Below are 20,583 nucleotides of genomic sequence, written 5' to 3' on the forward strand. Positions count from 1 at the left end.
GTGATGAATACAGTTTCAGATCAAGCGGTAATTCCGAATTATAATGCAATAAAAATAGCCATTTGGTTGTATTTTTTACTTTGGATTTTTGAAGGAGCATTAAGAAAATGGATTTTACCTAGCTTAGCTACCCCTTTGTTGATTGTTCGTGATCCAATTGCAGTTTATATTATAATTAAGGCTTTAAATTTGAATGTAAAATTTTTAAATCCTTATGTAGTTTTAAGTGCAATTTTTACATTATTAGGATTGGTAGTAACACTAACTTTTGGTCATGGGAATCTATTTGTAGGGCTGTATGGAGCAAGGATTATGATGCTACATTTTCCTTTGGTTTTTATCATTGGTTCTGTTTTTTCAAAAGAGGATGTGCTAAAATTAGGTCGTGCGATGTTGGTTGTCAACATCTTGGTAACATTAATTGTTTATTTTCAATTTACAAGTCCACAATCCGCTTTTATTAATATCGGAATTGGAGGGGAGGGAAGTGCCGGTTTTTCGGGGGCAATGGGCTATTTTAGACCTTCTGGTACTTTTTCATTTACCTCAGGGTTGTCTATTTTTTATTCTGCAGTGTCAGTATTTATATTTTATTTTTGGTTGTCCAAAGAACCTTGTCCCAAAATCTTACTTTATGCAAGTACTACAACATTAGTTATAGCCCTACCGCTTACCATTAGCCGAGGTGCAGTTGTTAGTGTACTCATAGTTGGTTTGTTTGCCATAATGGCTTCGGTTACCAGTGCCAAAATGATGTTTAAAATAATAATAGTAGGTGTTGTATTATATTGTGTAATACTTATTTTACAGCAATATTCAACTTTATTTAACTTAAGTTCAAAAGTATTTATGCATCGTGTTGATGCTGCTAATAAAAGCACTAGTGGAGGTGGTTTAACAGACTCAATTTTGTTAAGAATGTTAAATGATTTTATGCAGCCAATTGTTGATTTATTCAATCAACCGTTGTTTGCGGGTAATTTGGGTATGGGTACCAATGCTGGAGCAAAAATGTTATCTGGTAAAGTGGATTTCTTAATTGCAGAAACAGAGTTTAGTCGTTTGGCGGGAGAACAAGGAATTATTTTTGGAGGGGGACTAATTATTCTACGTCTATTTTTTGCAGCCAATATTGCTATTCAATCATGGAATTTACCAAAAGAAGAAAAATTACTCCCCTTTATTATTTGCGGAGCCGCTTGTGCTGCAATTGCACAGGGTCAATGGGCGCAACCTAGTATTTTAGGATATGGTGTCAGTATGGCAGGCTTAGTAATGGCTAGTTTGAAAAAAAATGAAACTCCTTCAGAAAAAAATATTTTATGATTAAAGAAATAATTTTAATAGGAAATTATAAGCCTGACAACCAGTTCAGTATGAGAATTTTCGAGGAATTAATGGCTGAGGGATATGCAAAATCAAAACTCCAAGCGCGTGTCATTCGTCCTTATAAAATATTTAGAAATTTAGGCTTCAAAAGTCCTATTTTGCAAAAATGGTTTGGATATGTTGACAAATTCCTTGTATTCCCCTTTCAACTTTATTATATTCGTAGTTTAAATTTTATTTTATCCAAGCGAGTTGGCTATCACATTTGCGATCATTCTAATGCCTTTTACCTCTATTTTTTACCTAAAAATAAAACTATAATAACCTGTCACGATGTTTTAGCAATTAGAGCTGGATTGGGGTTTACTGACACCTATTGCTCAGCAACAAAATCAGGTAAAGTGTTGCAAAAAATTATTTTAAAAGCCATATCTAGAGCCAAGAAATTAGCAGCAGTATCTGAATTTACATTGAATCAATTAACGGAGATTGATACACTACCTCGTCTAAATAAAAAGTGGATTTGCATACACAATGCTATTTCTAAAAATTTTGAAGCTATGGAAGTGAACCAAGTACAGGAGATACTTAGTAAATATCAACTTCAAAATGATAAACCTTTACTATTGCATGTTGGTTCTGATTTGGTACGAAAAAATAGAAAATTATTGATACATTTGATTGATGAATTGCAAGACGATTGGGATGGTCTTTTGGTTTTAGCGGGAGAGCCATTAAATATTGAACTACTTAATTTAATTGAAAAATTGAAAGTTAGCGATAGGATAGTGCAATTAGATCGTCCTACAGATATAGAAATTATTGCCTTATACTCGATTTGTCAAGCTATGGTTTTCCCATCTTATTCCGAAGGTTTCGGATGGCCTATTATTGAAGCGCAGGCTTGTGGAGCACCAGTTATTACTAGTAATAAAGCACCAATGATGGATGAGGTGGGAGGTAATGCAGCCTTGTATGCTAATCCTGATGATGTGATTTCATTTGCAGATCAATTAAGGAAATTGAATAGTGAACCATTCAGAAAAAAAGTAATTCGTTTGGGGTATATCAATACTAAACGGTTTGATTTTGAAAATACAATACGGCAGTATATAGAATTAATAAATGATTAATTATGTTTTTACTAAAAATAATAACTGTTTTATTGCCTTGGTCGTTAAAACGATTGATGTTGGTTCGTTTTTTTAGATACGAAATTCACCCATCTGCTAGAATAGGACTTTCCTGGATTTATCCAAAAAAATTAGTAATGGATAAGAATTCTAAAATTGGACATTTCAATGTTGCTTTACATTTAGATTTAATTTTTATTGAAAAATATTCCAGCATTGCACGTGGAAATTGGATTACAGGATTTCCTACTAATACTAATTCTAAACATTTTTTGCATCAAGAAGACCGTAAATCAAATTTAATTATTGGTCAACATTCTGCTATTACTAAAAATCACCATATCGATTGTACCAATGAAATTAAAATTGGTCGTTTTGTAACGATTGCCGGGTATTCTAGCCAATTATTGACGCATTCCATTAATTTAGAATTGAATATTCAAGACAGCCATCCTATAACAATAGGAGATTATTGTTTTGTTGGAACTGCATCAACTATTTTGGGTGGAGCATCTTTACCAGCCTACAGTGTACTCGGAGCAAACTCATTATTAAATAAATCTTTTACAAACACTTATCGACTGTATGGAGGGAATCCAGCGAAAGAGATTAAAGAATTATCTAAAGAATTTAAATATTTTAATAGAGAAGTAGGATTTGTTTATTAGTAACAAAATCTTAGATTCCATAAAACTTAAAATTGAACAATGAAAGTAATCCATTTTATTGCTGGTATAGATAAAAATAAAGGAGGTACTACGGAATACATCCGATTAGTAACTTCTGAGTTAAAAAATTATCTTGAAATAATAATTGCCACTGGAATCTCACCCGATCCAATAGCAATCAATGGAGTTAAAATTAAATTTTTTGACACCAATATCATTAGGTGGTTTTTGATGTTGAAAGAGTTTCGTCAATTTTTAGTTGACGAAAAACCAGATATAGTCCATATCAATGGTATTTGGAGTCCTGAAAATTATGGTTTTCAGAAGCAAGCTCAAAAATTGGGAATTAAAGTAATTGTATCCCCTCACGGTATGTTGGAACCCTGGATACTTGCGAACAATCCTATTAAAAAAAAGATAGGCCTGTTTTTTTACCAAAAAAAAATCATTCAAAGTGCTTTACGAATCCACGCTACTGCTCAGATGGAAGCAGTTAATATTCAAGCTCTGGGTTTCAGTAATCCGATTAGTATCGTTCCAAATGGGATTGATTTAAGCGAAATAAAAAAGGCTAAGGAACAGTATGGGACCAAAAAAATAGTTTATTTATCTCGTATTCATCCTAAGAAAGGTATTGAATTACTTCTAAAAGCTTGGCGTAACAGTGATACAAAAGGTTGGACTCTGGAAATTGCGGGGAGTGGAAAGTCATGGTATTTAAAATCGCTTGTCCAGAGTTCAAAAGACCTCGACAATGTTAGGTTTGTTGGAGCCTTATATGGTGAAGATAAATGGGATTTTTTACGGTCCGCCGATCTTATGATTCTACCTTCATACAGCGAAAATTTTGGAATTGTAGTTGCTGAAGCTTTAGCCGTTGGTGTTCCTGTGATTACTACCCGAAAAACTCCTTGGGAAGATTTAGAAATACATCAATGTGGCTGGTGGATTGATTTATCAGTTAACAATTTAGAAAACACTTTAAAAAAAGTATTTAATACCTCTACTGAAATTTTAGAGACAATGGGAAATAATGGACGAAAACTCGTAGCAGAAAAATATGACATCAAAACGGTGGCTTATTTATTATGCGATTTATACAAAAAAATGCTGGATTAAATTACTTAATATTACAGAAGGCATTTCAGGTAAAAAGGGAAAGTATTTGAAACACTTTTCTATAAAAATAGAAGATTTTTTATATTTGTAATGATGGTGATTTTATTTAGAATTCAATTTAAAATTTATGGTACAACCGCACCATATTTGCAACAATTTATTTTTTTATAGGTAAAATATATTTTTTACTAGTTATAACAAAAACAAAAATTTATGAAAGTAGTACATATAGTTAATTCAATTGATAAAAGCTCTGGAGGTCCAGCCCGATCGGTACCTCAAACTTGTGTCGAATTGGCAGAGCTCGACACAACTATCGAATTGATAACACAGGAGAGTTCTGATATGGTAAAAGTGGCAGATAGAGCAAGTTTAACTGTTCGCTTTTATTCTATTTGGAAACTCTTTCTTTATGGTTCCAGATTATCTCCTAAGGATGTAGACATAATTCACCTCCAACATATTTGGAATCCCTACATTCAAGTGATGGCTTTTTGGGCTTATCAAAAAAAAATACCCTATATAATAACTACAAGAGGCATGCTAGAACCTTGGATTATGGCTCGTAACTCTTGGAAGAAAAAAATCGGTATGTTTTTATATCAAAAGAAGGCTATCCAAAGAGCATCATACATTCACGCCACCGCTCTTATGGAAGCCAATCATATCAAAGAATTGGGGTTTAACAATCCCATTTGCATTATTCCAAACGGTATTGATTTGAGCGTTATAAAAGAAAAAAAACAAAACTATGGTACTAAAAAAATGGTATTTTTGTCGCGCATTCATTCCAAAAAGGGGATTGAACTTTTGTTAGCAGCTTGGTGCAATAGTCAGACTAAAGGCTGGTCTTTAGAAATCGGAGGTGAGGGAGATCCAGATTATATGAAAAAATTAATAAGTAGCGTTAAGGAATATAAAAACGTACATTTTGTAGGGGCAAAATACGACAAAGATAAATGGGACTTTTTGCGATCTGCAGATGTATTGGTTCTTCCCACCTACAGTGAAAATTTTGGAAATGTTGTAGCTGAAGCTTTAGTAATTGGAGTTCCAGTTATAACCACTACAGGAACTCCCTGGGAAGATTTAGAGACCTATAAATGTGGGTGGTGGATTGATTTGTCGGTGGAAAATTTAAAAAATACTTTAGAAAAAGTCTTTTCTACACCACCTGAAATTTTAGAAGTTATGGGAAATCAAGGACGAAAACTCGTAGCGGAAAAATATGACTTAAAGGAAGTGTCAAAAAAGATAGTTGATTTATATAAAAAGGTTCTCAATGAAAAATAATACATTGGATTTATCTACTTACAGTCATTCTTTTAGTTTAAAGAATAAAATTTCGAGATTGGTTTGGAACTTAGTTTGTATAATTTTGTTTCGAACTTTTGCTTCTAGGTTATTTAAAAAATGGAGAGTTTTGGTACTAAAATGTTTTGGTGCTAAAATAGATTGGTCCTCCCATATTTATGCCTCAGTGAAAATATGGGCACCTTGGAATTTAGAAATGGGAGCAAATTCTAGTTTAGGACCCAATGTGGATTGTTATAATCAAGGAAAAATTAGTATTGGTGTTAATACGGTAATTTCACAAAAGACCTATTTGTGTGCTTCTACGCATGATTATGCAAAAAACGATTTCCCTTTGATACTAAAACCAATCAAAATTGGAAATGGAGTATGGATTGCTGCGGATGCTTTTATAGGTCCCGGAGTACGTATTGAAGATAATGCGATTATTGCAGCTAGATCTGTTGTAAACAAAAGTGTAATTGAAAATACTATTGTAGGAGGTAATCCTGCGAAACTAATTAAATTTAGAACAAATGAATAATTGTATTTCAAAAAATTAGTTGTTTAATAAAAAAGATATAAATAATTTGGAAAATAAATTTAGCATAGTCATATTAACTCATAACGAAGAAGGCACATTATTAGATTGTTTAGATTCTATAAAATGGTGCGATGATGTTGTTATTATAGATAGTTACAGTAGTGATAAAACTTTTGAAATTGCAAAAAAAAATGGATTAAGAGTTTTTCAAAATAAATTTACAGACTTTGCTCAACAGCGTAATTTTGCAAATGATACTATAGATTTTAAATATGAATGGGTGTTTCATTTGGATGCAGATGAACATTTTACAAAAGAGTTAAGAATAGAATGTAATAAAGTTATTGATATTTATCAATTTGGTGCATTTTTGGTACCGGCAAAAGAAATACTTTGGGGTACTTGGTTGAAATACTCAGCGGGAACAGTCTATCAAATGCGATTTCATAAACTTACAGATGCTCGATTTGAACAATATGGACACGGGCAAAGAGAATGTAATCTTAAAAAAGGTTTAGGAAAATTAGAAAATGCTTACGAGCATTTTTTTTTCAGTAAGGGGGTTAATCAATGGGTCATTAAACATTTAAAATATGCCTCTGAGGAGGCTGAAAATGAGCAAAAGGTGAACTTGAAAAAAATATCTTTTGGTAAATTAATCTATGGAGAGTCACACGAAAAAAGAAGAGTACTTAAAGCATTGAGTTACAAAATGCCCTTTCGGCCGTTATTTAAGTTTTTTTATATGTACATACTTAAATTAGGTTTTTTGGATGGTAAAGTAGGATTTAGATTTTGTGTTATGAAAAGTATTTATGAGCAATTTATTATTTTAAAAAAAGTAGAATCTAAGTCAAATCAATTATAATAATAGTTCTTTTTTGGGAGCTTGGCAAATGAGAAAATCAAATTTTATAATATTTATTTTTAGAATTAATATTAACAATTAAATTCAGAAAAATATAAAACAAACTAATATGAAAAAAATATTAATAACTGGAGGAGCTGGATTTGTTGGTTCCCATTTGTGCAAAAGATTATTAAATGAAGGAAATGAAGTGATTTGTCTTGACAATTACTTTACAGGAGCCAAATCGAATATAATTGATTTGTTAGACTATCCTTATTTTGAAATGGTACGCCACGACATTACAGAGCCTTATTATGCTGAGGTCGATGAAATATACAATCTAGCTTGTCCTGCATCGCCTGTTCATTACCAATACAATCCTATAAAAACGATAAAAACTTCTGTAATGGGAGCTATTAATGTATTGGGACTAGCAAAACGCGTCAAGGCAACAGTGCTGCAAGCCAGTACAAGTGAAGTGTATGGTGATCCTCTTGTACATCCCCAACCCGAAAGTTACTGGGGGCACGTAAACCCAATAGGTATTCGTTCTTGTTATGATGAAGGCAAACGCTGTGCCGAGACTTTATTTATGGATTATCACAATCAAAATAATGTTGCCATCAAAATCATACGTATTTTTAATACCTATGGACCAAATATGAATCCAGCTGATGGGCGAGTAGTGTCCAATTTTATTGTTCAAGCCTTACAAGGAAAAGATATTACCATTTTTGGAGATGGTTTGCAAACCCGCTCGTTTCAATATGTAGATGATTTGGTAGAAGGTATGATTAGGATGATGGGTTCAGATCCTGCCTTTTTGGGACCTGTAAATTTGGGAAATCCAAATGAATTTACGATGCTCGAATTGGCTCAGGCAATTATAGAATTGACGAATTCCAAATCAAAAATCATTCATCTCGATTTACCTCAAGATGATCCCAAACAGAGACAACCCGATATTACTTTAGCTAAAGATAAACTAGAAGGGTGGGAGCCTAAAATACAATTGCGTGAAGGGTTGGTTACAACCATCAGCTATTTTGACAAGCTATTGTTAAAATTGTAGTCTGTTTTTTTATTGAAACCACGATTTATTTACAATATGTTTTACTCTATTAGAAAATAGCTGTTACATTTATTAATGTTTTAGTTTTACTATTGGTTCAATAAATAAAATATATAATATGCTCTAGTTGAAATAAATATACTAGTGAAATGATTAATTAGAAATTAAAAAGGGTAGTTCAGTTTGAACTGCCCTTTTTTAATTTCTAATTAAAGGCGCATTTCTATGCCTTTTGAATGTTAAAGATAGTTTTTTTGTGTTTTTAACGAGTATTGCTGTGTTTCATCGAAAACATTTTTTAGTAGAATACCTTTGATATAATTTTGATTTCGAAAAGGAGAAAGATTTTTACTTCAATAAATATTTATTATGAGAATTACAATTATCACAGTATGTTACAATCGTAAAGCGACTATTGGAAAAGCTATCAAAAGTGTATTGAAACAAAATTATCATGATGTCGAATATATTATAATTGATGGTAATTCTACAGATGGAACAAAAGAAATTATTGAGTCTTATGGAGATAGGATAAGTCAATATGTTTCAGAACCTGATAAAGGGATGTATGACGCTATTAACAAGGGAGTTAAATTGGCAACTGGCGATGTTATCGGCTTGATGCATTCTGATGATGAATTTTATGACGAAAACGCTATCAGAAGAATTGCAGCTCGTTTTGAATATGAACCAAATTTAGATGGAGTTTACGGGGATGGAGTTTATGTTTCAAATGATAAAGAAGAGCGATTGATTCGTGACAGAATAGGAGGTATTTTTAGTCTTAAAAAAGTCAAATCGGGATGGTTGCCTTTGCATCCTACCGTTTATTTAAAAAAATCGATAATCGACAAACATGGTTTGTACAACCTTGATTTTAAAATAGCTTCTGATACAGAATTCTTACTTCGTTATATTTACAAGCATAAAATTAATATGGGTTATATTAATGCATATATTGTCAAAATGAGAATGGGCGGAATGAGTACTAGCATAAAACGAGCTTTCGAAGTTTTGTATGAAGACTATAAAATTTACAGATTTCACGGTTTAGCGGCATTTGCAGTTGTCTTTCTTAAAAAAACTATTGCTTTAAGGCAGTACTTAGTTCAACTATAAAATCTGTATTTCTAATCCTTTTTTTTGTTTTTAAAAAAGGATTTTTTATTACTGAATATTCTTTATTTTTGTTATTATAAAATAAAAATTAATAATACTAACTTTTAATCACTATGAAAAAAATCCTACTAACAATTGTCATATTGTTTTTATTGATGCTACAGTCTTGCACCACCAAGAAACAGATGTTGTATTTACAAGATTTAGATAAGTATTCTAATTCGACTTTAAATTATGCAGCAACAAAAATTCAACCCAATGATATCTTAAAAATAGACATAAGTGATCTCAATCCTTTAGTAGCAGCACCTTTTAATCTTCCTGTATCTACTAGTGCAAATGGTTCAGTTGACTTAATGAAACTATCAGGATACTTAGTTACCCCTCAAGGAAATGTTACTTTGCCTATTTTGAATGAAGTTAGTGTGGCCGGTATGACTCCGACTATGACTGAAAAAAAAATTAAAGAACGTCTTATAAATGAAGGGTATTTGGTAAATCCTACTGTATTTGTTAGAGTCCTAAATAACAAATTCACGATTTTGGGAGAGGTAAATTCACCAGGTGTAATTCCTTTTACAGAAGAGTCTATTAGCCTTTTAGATGCAATTGGATTGGCAAGAGATCTTACTTACTCGGCAATTAGAAAAGATGTAAAACTTATTAGAGAGTTAAACGGAAAACGTCTAGTTTACCATATTGATTTAACTACGGCTTCGTGGATGTCAAATCCTGATTATCGCATCAGACAAAATGATGTTATTGTCGTAACACCTAATAAGCTTAAAGTTAATAGTGGTGGTCTTATCAAAGATCCAATACAATTGTTGGGAATAACAGCATCTCTTTTATCACTCTTCTTGTTATTTAAACTGCAATAATACGGATTTAAAAAAAATAAATAAATTTCAAAAATGGCTTTAATTAAGTAATTTGATTGAAATTATATCGTAATTTTAATAAAAAACTTGTCGTTATTGAGGGTTTGATGATATGAAATATGATAAAATATCTTTCCTCTTACTAATGCTAATTTTTTTAGAAATTTCTACAAATTAATTAAAATAATATGGATTTTAAAAGTGAATTTTTCAAATATTTCTTGCATTGGAAATGGTTTGTTCTTAGTTTGATTTTGTGTTTGGGTATCGCTTTTTATTTTATTGTAACAATTACGCCAACATACCAAACTTCGGCCTTACTCTTTATTGATAAAAAGCAAGATGAAAAAACGAAAATAATTTCGAATAGTTCTAATAGTTCCGAAGAAACCAGTAAAGAAGATAATTTAGAAGAAGAAATCAGGCTAGTTACATCGAATGATTTTTTGATGAAAGTGGTTAAGGTTATGAATTTAAATATTAGTTATTTTGAAATGGTGTATAAAGTACAAAGTAAATTTGTAAATGAAGTTCCTTTTATTGTAAGGCCAACCATCGATAATGATATATTACCTCAAATTACTTACACGATAAAAATAAATAAACAAGGTTTTACTTTGACCGACCCCAATACGGAAAAAAGTTTTGTTGTAAATGGATATAAAGGAACCCAACTTGTAGATGGTTTGCCATTTAGAATTTTATTGTCTCCAAAAGCGATGAAAAACCCTTCGGATTATTTTGATAGTGAATATTTGGTGAGTTTAGAACCAAACGATGTAGCTCAAAAGAAATTGAAGAAAGCGCTTATTGTAGTGTCTGAAGAAGACTCGAAAGGAACTATAGAAATAAATCATATAGGATCAAGCCCAGATCGTTCAAGAAAAATTTTAAATGAGATTATAGTTTTGTTGGATGAAAATATTGTTATGAATAAGCAAAAACTATACGTAAATACAGTTTCTTATTTAAATCAAAGGATAAAAAGTTTTACCAAAGAAAAAGATTCTATTGAGAGTGTGAAAGAAAAGTTTTTACAAAATAATGACATCTTAGTGATGGACAATTATATTGTAGAAAAAACGGCAGATAGAAGTCAAAAAAATGAAAACTTTAACCTTAATGAAAGACAAATATCATTAACTAATTATGCAATTAATGACATCAGAAATTCTAATGGTTTAAAGCCTTTGGGGACAGATTATAAGTTAGAAGCTACATCAATAAATCAAATGCTTTTGAATTATAACACAAAACTTATGGAGAGTGAATTAATATTACAAAGAGCACAAAAAAACAATCCTACCTACATAGCTTTAATGACACAACTAAAATCTCAAAGACTAGAAATTTTGAATACTTTAGAAAGTTATTTAAATAGTTTAAAACAAACTAATAGAGCAAATAAAACAGAACAAAATGTTGCCAACTCTAAAGCGAAAAGCATCCCGACAAATGATAAAATTTTGGGAAACATCAACAGTAATTTAAATACGAAGGAGGAAACATATACAGCATTATTACAGAAAAGGGAAGAAGCTATTTTGAATGGCGCGATTTTAGAGTCTAATTTAAAGACTTTAAATTCACCGGTAACAAATTATACACCCATTTTTCCGCAGCCCAAGTCATTTTTGTTAGGTGCTTTTTTATTAGGTCTACTACTTCCTTTTGGAATTATTTATCTCAATTTACAATTAGACTCCAAAGTGCATAATGAGGATGATATTCATAAAGTAAATGCAAATATACCTTTTTTAGGATTTATCCCTAAAGCAAACCCTAATGATAAGTTAGACAATACAGCAAATTCTCGTTCTCTTATAGCAGAGGCTTCACGAACTTTAGTTTCTAATATATTTTATTTATTACCAGGAAAAAATGAAAATATAGGGAAAGTAATACTGTTCACTTCTTCTATTCAAGGAGAAGGAAAATCTTTTTGCGCCTTTCATAATGCTATAACATTAAGTAATCAAAATAAAAAAGTTTTGCTAATTGGTGCCGATTTAAGGAATCCGCAACAGCATGAATATTTTAATTTAAATAAAAATGAAATTGGTCTAGTAAATTACTTGTTTGATAATAGTATTGATTGGAAAAGTTCATTAAAAAAAGACACTAATTTTTCTAGCAATCTCGACATCCTTATAGCAGGAGAAATTCCCCCTAATCCAACTCAGTTATTAACCAATTCTAATTTTGAAACATTAATTGAAGAGGCAAAGAGCCTTTATGATTTCATTATTCTAGATACTGCTCCTGTGCAAATGGTGTCTGATACGCTCAATTTTAGTCATTTAGCAGATGTAACAGTATATGTATCGAAATTCAATTATACAGATAAGAGATCATTAGTTCAGTTAAATAAATTTATTAAAAAAGAACAATTGAAAAATGTTGGTATTCTTATTAACGAAGTCAATTTAAAAAGTTCATACGGTTATAGTTATGGGATCAACTATGGGTATGAATATCAAGAAAAAAAAGTAAAAAAGTCTTGGTTCAAAAAAGCCTAATTTTCTTTTTTCATGTATGAATTATAAATTATGCAATAGATAAGGCTAAATAATTAAATTCATATAAGAATAAAATGTCAAAAAAAAGAGTTCTTTTAATTTTTGTTTTTGTTATTGCTGCGGTTTTTTATTTTTCATGGTTGCCAGATCCAAGTTTTAAAGACGAAACCTATTTGCCTAGATGGCTTTTGAAATGGAGTGATCATTATTACAATTTGCGTACTGCAATTCCTTTTTTAGCTGTAGGTTTCTTATTAGAAACTTATTCGCAGCAAAAAAGTTCAAACGAAATAAATTACAGTAAAAATTTGAATTTTATTCAAAACTTAGGAATAGCAACAATTATAGTTTGTATAGCCGAAGGCGGACAATTTTTAATTCGAAAAAGGAATCCAGATTTAATGGATGTTTTTTATGGAATTCTAGGAAGTTTAATTGGAGCATTTCTATTCAATTTATATGTCAGATTAAAAGATTAACAATAAAAGATTAACAAATGCGAAATAGACATAAATTTACCTTCATAATTTGCTGTGCTGTCATTGATATGATAGCCATGATATTTGGTACTATGCTATTTTTGAAAATAGCCGCAGTTGAAAAAGTTGGTTTGAATGTTTTGTTTCTCGATAAAATGATTCCTATTACAATCTTAAGTTGGTTGTTTTCAGTTACTTACTTTAAATTGTATCGAGTGGATGTTCTTTTTAGTTTAGAAGAATTTTTCGGCAATAGTTGGCGTGCTTTCTTTACACAAAGAATCTTATGGTATATTTATATTTATCTTTTTCAAGATAACATTCTATACTTTTTCGGAAGTAGAGCCAATTTATTTCAATTAAGTTTTTTGCTGTTCTATTTTTTGATATCCAGAATTTTGTTTGCACTAATAACAGGAAATATAAAAAGATGGGTTGTAAAGCGTTATACAGTAGCGATTTGGGGATTTAATAAAACGAGTATTGAATTAGCGTCTCATTTGGAGACCCATTCGTATTTTATCCATTTTATGGGTATTCTTAATGAAAATTCGTCTGAGAATTATACAACAAATGAAGAATTTAGTTTAGCACTTTCCGATGCTATTATTAATGCATCAGAGAACAATGTCAATGAACTATACATTGTATCTAAACCCGATTTAATTTCTGATTTAAATTATTTCTTTGAACTTGGTGATAAGCATTGTATGCGTTTGAAATTTGTTCCTGATTTTTCACTAATCTCAAAAAAACATTTTAGTTCCAGCCATTTAGATAATTTTCATGTTATAAAGCCTCGATTTGAGCCACTTCAGAACGCCTATAATCGTTTAGTTAAGAGAATATTCGATCTTGTTTTTAGTAGTTTGGTCATTGTTTTAATCTTGTCGTGGCTCTATCCTTTATTAGCCTTCCTTATCAAAAGACAAAGTAAGGGGCCAGTTTTATTCAAACAAATGCGAACAGGTAAAAAAAACGAACCCTTTTGTTGTTATAAATTTCGGAGCATGTATATAAATGTCGGTGATGAAAGTCAACAAGCTAAAAAAGGAGATGATCGTGTAACCCCAATTGGCAAATTCCTCCGTCGAACTAGTTTGGATGAATTCCCGCAATTTTTTAATGTATTTATGGGAAATATGAGTGTTGTTGGGCCACGCCCTCATATGATAAAACATACCTCTGACTATAATGACCATATTAATAATTTTATGGTTCGTCATTTTGTCAAGCCAGGGATCACAGGTTTAGCACAAGTCTCGGGTCTTCGAGGCGAAACTAAAACTGTAAATGATATGATCCGACGGGTTAATAAAGATATCGAATATGTACAGCGTTGGAGTTTAATCGCTGACATTAAAATTTGTTTTTGGACAGTTATTGTAACTTTAAAAGGAGATAAAAATGCTTTTTAAACTTAAATAATAAAATTTATGGGCATATAGCTTTCAATTTTATTGGTTTACTTACAGGTATTTATGTAACTATCTTTTTTATTGGTAAAGAATTGTATAAATAGTATACAAAACGCACTATTCTGCAAAAACAATTGAATCGATTTTTGAAATTGTATGATGAAATTAAAAAAAATCAATAATTTGGATTCTATTGAAAACCAAAGCTTAAACGCAAGCATATAAGTTTTTTTAATTTGTATTTTTCACAACTTATCACGTGGATTATTAAGAATCCAAATGCAAATATGGGGTTTTTAAAAATTAGTATGTAGATCCTGAAGTTTATTATGGGATTAAAAAGTTCATTATAAATTAAAATATTTGATTTACTCTCTAAAAGTATAAATGAAAACAGCATTTCATTTGTACCTTTTTCCTTTTAAAGGGTATTGATATTTAATGTCCGATTTATAAAATTCTTCACTTGGGTTTTTTACTAAAAATATTTAAAGTCTATATTTTAAATCTTAATTTCAATAAAAAAACCCTTAAACAATTGATGTTTAAGGGTTTGTTTTAGTAGCGAGACCGAGATTTGAACTCGGGACCTCAGGGTTATGAATCCTGCGCTCTAACCGACTGAGCTATCTCGCCATATTTCCAGATGAAAACCATCTTTCAATGCGGGTGCAAATATAAAAATTAAATTAGAGGTTACAAGCATATATTCAATAAAAAAAAATATTTTTAAAAAAGCTTTTTTATTGGCTTTATATTCTATAAATTTCCAAAAAATTAATACTGCCTAATGGATTCAAAAATACGATACGAAATAGAATTCCCAATAAACTCATCTCCCCAATTGTTGTACCAATATATTTCGACTCCATCGGGTTTGTCAGAGTGGTTTGCCGACAACGTTAATTCTCGTGGAGAGTTTTTTACTTTCATTTGGAATGATTCAGAAGAGAAAGCTAGGCTTTGTTCCAAAAAATCAGGAGAAAAAGTGAGGTTTAAATGGGTTGATGACAACAACAAAGACACTGAATTTTATTTTGAGCTTCATATTTTAGTAGACGAAATTACAAAAGATGTTTCTTTGACAGTTATTGATTTTGCGGATTTAGACGAAGTAAATGAAGCTAAGCTTTTGTGGGAAAATCAGATATCCGATCTCAAACACGTAATTGGTTCGGTTTAGTAATATTGTTATTTATAGCTTATATTTGTCCCGCTTTAATCGCGGGACTTTTTTTTTGAATAATATGATAAATTTTAATGGTTCTATTCTCTCTAAAGATACTAATTTGTTGACTCACAATCGTGCTTTTTTATATGGAGATGCCGTTTTTGAAACAGTTAAAATAGTGAATTCTAAAATTCTTTTTTTAGAAGATCACTATTTTAGGTTAATGTCTTCAATGCGAATTGTCCGTATGGAAATTCCAATGAATTTCACAATGGAGTTTTTGGAAGAACAAATCCTTACTTTGGCTAAAGCCAAAAAAATAGAAAATTCTGCACGTGCTAGAATTACTGTGTATCGTAATGATGGCGGATACTATTTGCCACAAAACAATACTATTTCTTATTTGATTACTATAGAAAGTCTTGAGAATACGCCCTATTCAATTTTTCAAAAAGAATATATTGTAGATTTATATACTGATTTTTATGTGGCAAAACAATTGCTTTCATCAATAAAAACGACAAATAAATTACTAAATATTACGGCAAGTATTTATGCTTCTGAAAATGATTTGGATAATTGTTTGCTATTGAATGACAGCAAGAATGTAATTGAAGCCTTGCAAGGAAATTTATTTATGCTCAAAGGGAACACCCTATCCACACCACCAGTTTCTGAGGGTTGTTTGAATGGGGTTATGCGCAAACAAATATTGAGTCTGGCTCGAACTATAGAAAATTTAGAAGTTATTGAAGAAGTAATTTCTCCATTCGACCTGCAAAAAGCCGATGAATTGTTTATTACAAATGTGATTAAAGGAATTCAGCCCATTACGAAATACCGCAAAAAAGAGTTTACGATTGATTTTTCGAAGCTAATTGTTCAAAAATTGAATAATACGATAGAATGGTGATTAATTGAATGTTGGATTTTCAGGAGCATTGACCCAAACTAGATATTCTCCGCCTAACTCCATAATTTGTTTTTTCCAAAAGTGGCAGGCTGATTTTCCAATTATTTTATTTTCGTAGTTGTTTTGGGTGATAATCCAAGAGCTTTCTGCCATTTCAGTTTCTAACTGGTCTACATCCCATCCTGTATATCCTAAAAAAAATCGAATGTTATTCTTGTTTATTTTACCGTTATTGATTAACTCCTTTGTAATTTCATATTCACCTCCCCAATAGATGCCATTCGATATTTCTATGCTATTCGGAATTAGATTGGGTACATTATGTATAAAATATAGGTTATCCTGTTCGACAGGGCCACCGTTGTAGATTTTGAAAGATGCTTTAATGTCGGGAACCAAATCATTTATGGTGTATTTTAAAGGTTTATTAATGATAAAACCTACCGAACCTTTATTGTTGTGATCCGCCAATAAAATTACAGACCTATTGAAAGACAAATCTCCAATTATAGAAGGCTCTGCAATAAGTAGTTTTCCTTTTTTTAATTTTTCTGAAATCATAGGTTATATTTTAATTAAAACTAAGAAAAAAAGATAATTCAAACAAAATTTAATCGATAAAAAGTATAAAAAAACCTTCCATAGGAAGGTTTTTATTATATTTAAGAAAGCTTAAATTAGTTTACAGCTCCTTCTAATTCAGCTCCAGCTTTAAATTTTACTACATTTTTTGCAGCAATTTGTATTGTTTTTCCTGTTTGAGGATTTCTACCATCTCTTGCAGCTCTTGCAGAAACTGACCATGATCCGAAACCTACTAAAGATACTCTTCCACCTTTTTTCAAAGTACTACCTACGTTTCCTAAAAATGATTCTAAAGCTAGTTTTGCAGCAGCTTTTGTAATTCCTGCATCAGCAGCGATAGCGTCGATTAATTCTGATTTGTTCATAATGTTTAGTTATTAAATGTTGGTTAAAAAAACTTTGTTAATAATAACAAAATTAGTAGGAATATGTTCCCTTACAAGCGTTTTGATTAATTTTAACTTGTTTTGTTGATAACTTGTTTTTTTTGTTCATAAACCAATGTAAATTCTTCCTAAACACCCGTTTTATTGGTATTAATACGCCTTTGCATTTTCGGAAAAAGCTATTCCGTTCAATAATTCTCTTACATTCATCTTCTTTTTTCCGGGAAATTGTATACTATTCACCTCAATAAACCCATCTTTCACTGCAATTTTCATTTCTTTTTTACTGCAAATCAAACTGCCAACTGCCATAGAATGCCTTTCAAAAGTCATTTTTGCTTCGTGAATTTTTACATTCCATTCTTCGTTTTTGTCCTGAAAAAAACACCAAGCCGATGGATATGGACTCAAACCACGAATTGAATTATGGATTTCCTGTGCCGATTTTGTCCAATCAATTTTGCAATTTTCTTTATTTAATTTATAAGCCGTTTTTATTTCTAAATTATCTTTCTGAATAGTTGTTGTAATATTTCCTTTTTCAATCAATGCTAAAGTCTCTAAAACGGTCACGCTTCCCAATTGCATTAATCTATCATGCAAATGTCCTGCATTTTCGTCAGCAGCAATTTCAATTTCGGAACTTAAAATCATTGCTCCAGTATCAATCTTATCATCGATAAAGAAAGTGGTCACTCCAGTTTTGATGTCTCCATTTATTATAGCCCAATTTATTGGGGCGGCTCCGCGATAATTAGGTAATAAAGAGGAGTGAAGGTTGAATGTGCCTAATTCGGGCATTCTCCAGACCACTTCGGGTAACATTCTAAAAGCAACGACAATTTGTAAATTGGCATTTAAAGCTTTCAATTGGGCTAAAAAGCCTTCGTCTTTCAAATTATTGGGTTGCAATAAAGTAAGGTTGTTGGCCAAAGCATATTCTTTTACATCCGAATATTTTATTTTTTGACCACGACCTGCGGGTTTATCTGCTGCGGTTATAACGCCTACAACATTATAATTGTTCTTAATTATGGTGTCCAAAATGCCAACTGCAAATTCGGGCGTTCCCATAAATACGATTCTTAATTTTTCCATAATGATTATTTTTAGTCCAGAAATTAAGATTGTAATAAATGACTTCTGTTTTTTTTAGTTCCTACTCCCTCTCCTTTATGGAGGTTTGGGGTGGGGATTTAAGTGAATATTTATTATTGGGTTTAATAGCGATTTTATTGTTTTCCAATAAGTTTTGCAAAGCAAAGATAACTTCGTCTTCGCTATTTTTTGTTAGTTTTTGAATTTCTCTTGAATTCAATGCTTGTATTTTTAATAATGCAATGATTTTTTCTGAAACCACAGAACCATCGTTAGATTTCTTTTTTTTGGAAATGCAATACGAACAAATTCCACAATCAGTTTCGGTTTTTTCGCCAAAATATTCCAGAATCAACTTGCTTTTACACACTTTCTTCTCATTGATGTATTTCAAAATCGATTCGAATTGGGCTACTTTTTGTTTGTTTTGGGTTTCTAGATATTTCGAAACTCGATTTATCGTTCTTTCGTCTTCGCGAACTTCGTTGAAAATAATGGTGGCATCATTACTTTTTTTGTGATAATCAATGATTTCAAGATTTTTCAATTTTTCAAAAACAGAAAGGATTAACGCTTCATCGCAACTAGATTTTTTGGCTATTAACGATAAATTAATGGGAGTTTGCGATTCATAAATTCCCGGATACGTTCGAAGTAAGGACAAAATAACAGGTTCTTCATTAGAATTCAAACTCATATAGCGAATGACTTCTTTGGATTCGATAATAAATTGCATCGTGATTCTCTCGGAATATTCTTGTGACATACTCAAAATGCCTTGACGGTCTAAAAACTGAATGGCATTGAAAGTTTTCAAGGTTGGAAAGCCATATTTTTGGCAAAAATGATTCAAATTGAATGAAAATTGTTCGTTGATTCCTTCGCCATAAGCAATTCGGAAATAGGTGCATAATTTGATATAAATCTGGGTAAGAATTATTTTATCCGGCAATACATTAATGAATTGATTTTGCGCTTGAATTTTGTCAGATGGGCTGGTGAGAATAATGGCAAATGCTTTTTGATCATCTCTTCCGGCGCGACCAGCTTCTTGATAATAACTTTCGATACTTTCGGGAAGGTGAATATGAATGACCGTTTTTACATTCGATTTGTCAATTCCCATTCCAAAAGCATTGGTGGCAACAATAATTTGAGCTTCTTCATTCATCCAAAGGCTCATATTTTTCTCTTTCTCCTTAACGGATAATCCGCCGTGATAAAAAGTAGCTTTGAACCCTAAAGATTGCAATTGCGAGGCAGTATCCGAGCACGATTTCCTATTTCGGACATATATTATAGAAGGTTGTGGATTCTTCTTTAATATTTGCTCCATTCTATACAGTTTGTCTTCGACTTCAAAAACCATATAGGCAATGTTTTTTCTTGCAAATGATTTGGTGAAAATCGCTGAATTTTCTAATCCTAATTGAAGAATGACATCATCGAGAACTGTTTTTGTTGCCGAAGCGGTGAGTGCCAGAAATGGAACTTTTGGAAAATGAGTTTTTAAGTTGGAAATTTTTAAATAAGCAGGACGAAAATCGTGTCCCCATTGGGATACACAATGTGCTTCATCGATAGCAATCAAATTGATAGGTAGGTTTTTGATGCGTTCCAAAATCCAATCTGATTGTAATCTTTCTGGCGATAAATACAAGAATTTATAATTTCCAAATTCGCAATTGTCCAAAAGAGTAATCATTTCGTCCGATTGAATTCCGCCAGTTAATGCAATAGCTTTGATGTTGAGGTTTTGCAAACGTTGCACTTGGTCTTTCATCAAGGCTACCAAGGGCGAAATGACCAAACAAATTCCGTCTTTCATTAAGGCTGGAACTTGAAAACAAATTGATTTTCCGCCACCTGTTGGCATCAGCCCAAAAGTATCTTTACCATCCAAAACGGAATTGATAATTTCGTCTTGTGGTGACCTAAATTTGTCGTGTTTCCAATATTTTTGAAGAATTGCTAATGCTTCAGCCATTAAAAAAAGTTGTTGATTA

At 31.4% G+C, this 20,583-nt stretch carries 19 protein-coding genes and 1 tRNA gene; 15 read left to right on the forward strand and 5 right to left on the reverse strand.

Annotation, left to right across the window (positions count from 1 at the left end; genetic code table 11):
- The first annotated feature begins 3 nt into the window (after window positions 1–3).
- The 13 genes from FNW17_RS04325 (at window position 4) to FNW17_RS04385 (ending at window position 14,424) form a co-directional block, all read left to right on the forward strand.
- A complete protein-coding gene (locus FNW17_RS04325) occupies window positions 4–1,326 on the forward strand; it encodes a hypothetical protein (protein ID WP_144070959.1) in 1,323 nt (440 codons plus the stop codon).
- A complete protein-coding gene (locus tag FNW17_RS04330) occupies window positions 1,323–2,462 on the forward strand; it encodes a glycosyltransferase family 4 protein (RefSeq protein ID WP_144070960.1) in 1,140 nt (379 codons plus the stop codon). The genes FNW17_RS04325 and FNW17_RS04330 overlap by 4 nt, the downstream gene beginning before the upstream one ends.
- A gap of 2 nt (window positions 2,463–2,464) precedes the next feature.
- Complete coding sequence (locus FNW17_RS04335; protein ID WP_235893239.1) at window positions 2,465–3,130, forward strand: acyltransferase; 666 nt, start codon at window positions 2,465–2,467, stop codon at window positions 3,128–3,130.
- 39 nt (window positions 3,131–3,169) lie between these two features.
- A complete protein-coding gene (locus FNW17_RS04340) occupies window positions 3,170–4,249 on the forward strand; it encodes a glycosyltransferase (RefSeq protein WP_144070962.1) in 1,080 nt (359 codons plus the stop codon).
- A 213-nt stretch (window positions 4,250–4,462) separates the two neighbouring features.
- Window positions 4,463–5,542: a glycosyltransferase gene (locus FNW17_RS04345; protein WP_144070963.1), complete on the forward strand. Its 1,080-nt coding sequence runs from the start codon at window positions 4,463–4,465 to the stop codon at window positions 5,540–5,542.
- A complete protein-coding gene (locus tag FNW17_RS04350; protein WP_144070964.1) occupies window positions 5,532–6,086 on the forward strand; it encodes an LbetaH domain-containing protein in 555 nt (184 codons plus the stop codon). Before FNW17_RS04345 ends, FNW17_RS04350 begins: the two co-directional genes overlap by 11 nt.
- Window positions 6,087–6,132: 46 nt before the next feature.
- Complete coding sequence (locus FNW17_RS04355; RefSeq protein ID WP_185965262.1) at window positions 6,133–6,954, forward strand: glycosyltransferase family 2 protein; 822 nt, start codon at window positions 6,133–6,135, stop codon at window positions 6,952–6,954.
- A gap of 109 nt (window positions 6,955–7,063) precedes the next feature.
- A complete protein-coding gene (locus FNW17_RS04360; protein WP_144070966.1) occupies window positions 7,064–8,008 on the forward strand; it encodes a UDP-glucuronic acid decarboxylase family protein in 945 nt (314 codons plus the stop codon).
- A 369-nt stretch (window positions 8,009–8,377) separates the two neighbouring features.
- On the forward strand, window positions 8,378–9,127 hold the full coding sequence (locus FNW17_RS04365) for a glycosyltransferase family 2 protein (protein ID WP_143390275.1): 750 nt from the start codon (window positions 8,378–8,380) through the stop codon (window positions 9,125–9,127).
- Between the two features lie 155 nt (window positions 9,128–9,282).
- Complete coding sequence (locus FNW17_RS04370; protein WP_185964795.1) at window positions 9,283–10,008, forward strand: polysaccharide biosynthesis/export family protein; 726 nt, start codon at window positions 9,283–9,285, stop codon at window positions 10,006–10,008.
- Between the two features lie 188 nt (window positions 10,009–10,196).
- Window positions 10,197–12,527, forward strand: coding sequence for an exopolysaccharide transport family protein (locus FNW17_RS04375; protein ID WP_144070967.1), 2,331 nt, complete (start codon window positions 10,197–10,199; stop codon window positions 12,525–12,527).
- A 74-nt stretch (window positions 12,528–12,601) separates the two neighbouring features.
- On the forward strand, window positions 12,602–13,006 hold the full coding sequence (locus FNW17_RS04380) for a hypothetical protein (protein ID WP_126563215.1): 405 nt from the start codon (window positions 12,602–12,604) through the stop codon (window positions 13,004–13,006).
- Between the two features lie 68 nt (window positions 13,007–13,074).
- Complete coding sequence (locus FNW17_RS04385) at window positions 13,075–14,424, forward strand: exopolysaccharide biosynthesis polyprenyl glycosylphosphotransferase (RefSeq protein WP_262710833.1); 1,350 nt, start codon at window positions 13,075–13,077, stop codon at window positions 14,422–14,424.
- A gap of 562 nt (window positions 14,425–14,986) precedes the next feature.
- Here FNW17_RS04385 and FNW17_RS04390 read toward each other — a convergent pair.
- Window positions 14,987–15,060, reverse strand: a tRNA-Met gene (locus tag FNW17_RS04390).
- A gap of 154 nt (window positions 15,061–15,214) precedes the next feature.
- Here FNW17_RS04390 and FNW17_RS04395 point away from each other — a divergent pair.
- Both FNW17_RS04395 and FNW17_RS04400 read left to right on the forward strand, forming a co-directional pair.
- Window positions 15,215–15,607, forward strand: coding sequence for an START-like domain-containing protein (locus FNW17_RS04395; protein ID WP_143390279.1), 393 nt, complete (start codon window positions 15,215–15,217; stop codon window positions 15,605–15,607).
- Window positions 15,608–15,671: 64 nt separating this feature from the next.
- Window positions 15,672–16,508, forward strand: a complete 837-nt coding sequence (locus FNW17_RS04400; RefSeq protein WP_143390280.1) for an aminotransferase class IV — start codon at window positions 15,672–15,674, stop codon at window positions 16,506–16,508.
- Here the strand turns inward: FNW17_RS04400 and FNW17_RS04405 are convergent, their stop codons facing one another.
- From FNW17_RS04405 to FNW17_RS04420, 4 genes are all read right to left on the reverse strand, one after another.
- Complete coding sequence (locus tag FNW17_RS04405) at window positions 16,509–17,069, reverse strand: YqgE/AlgH family protein (protein WP_143390281.1); 561 nt, start codon at window positions 17,067–17,069, stop codon at window positions 16,509–16,511.
- 116 nt (window positions 17,070–17,185) lie between these two features.
- Complete coding sequence (locus FNW17_RS04410) at window positions 17,186–17,458, reverse strand: HU family DNA-binding protein (protein WP_143390282.1); 273 nt, start codon at window positions 17,456–17,458, stop codon at window positions 17,186–17,188.
- 171 nt (window positions 17,459–17,629) lie between these two features.
- Window positions 17,630–18,577, reverse strand: a complete 948-nt coding sequence (gene fmt / locus FNW17_RS04415; protein WP_144070968.1) for a methionyl-tRNA formyltransferase — start codon at window positions 18,575–18,577, stop codon at window positions 17,630–17,632.
- 61 nt (window positions 18,578–18,638) lie between these two features.
- Window positions 18,639–20,564, reverse strand: coding sequence for a RecQ family ATP-dependent DNA helicase (locus tag FNW17_RS04420; RefSeq protein WP_144070969.1), 1,926 nt, complete (start codon window positions 20,562–20,564; stop codon window positions 18,639–18,641).
- Window positions 20,565–20,583 lie beyond the last annotated feature (19 nt).

This window comes from Flavobacterium franklandianum (assembly GCF_007097365.1).
GTDB classification, from domain to species: Bacteria; Bacteroidota; Bacteroidia; order Flavobacteriales; family Flavobacteriaceae; genus Flavobacterium; species Flavobacterium franklandianum.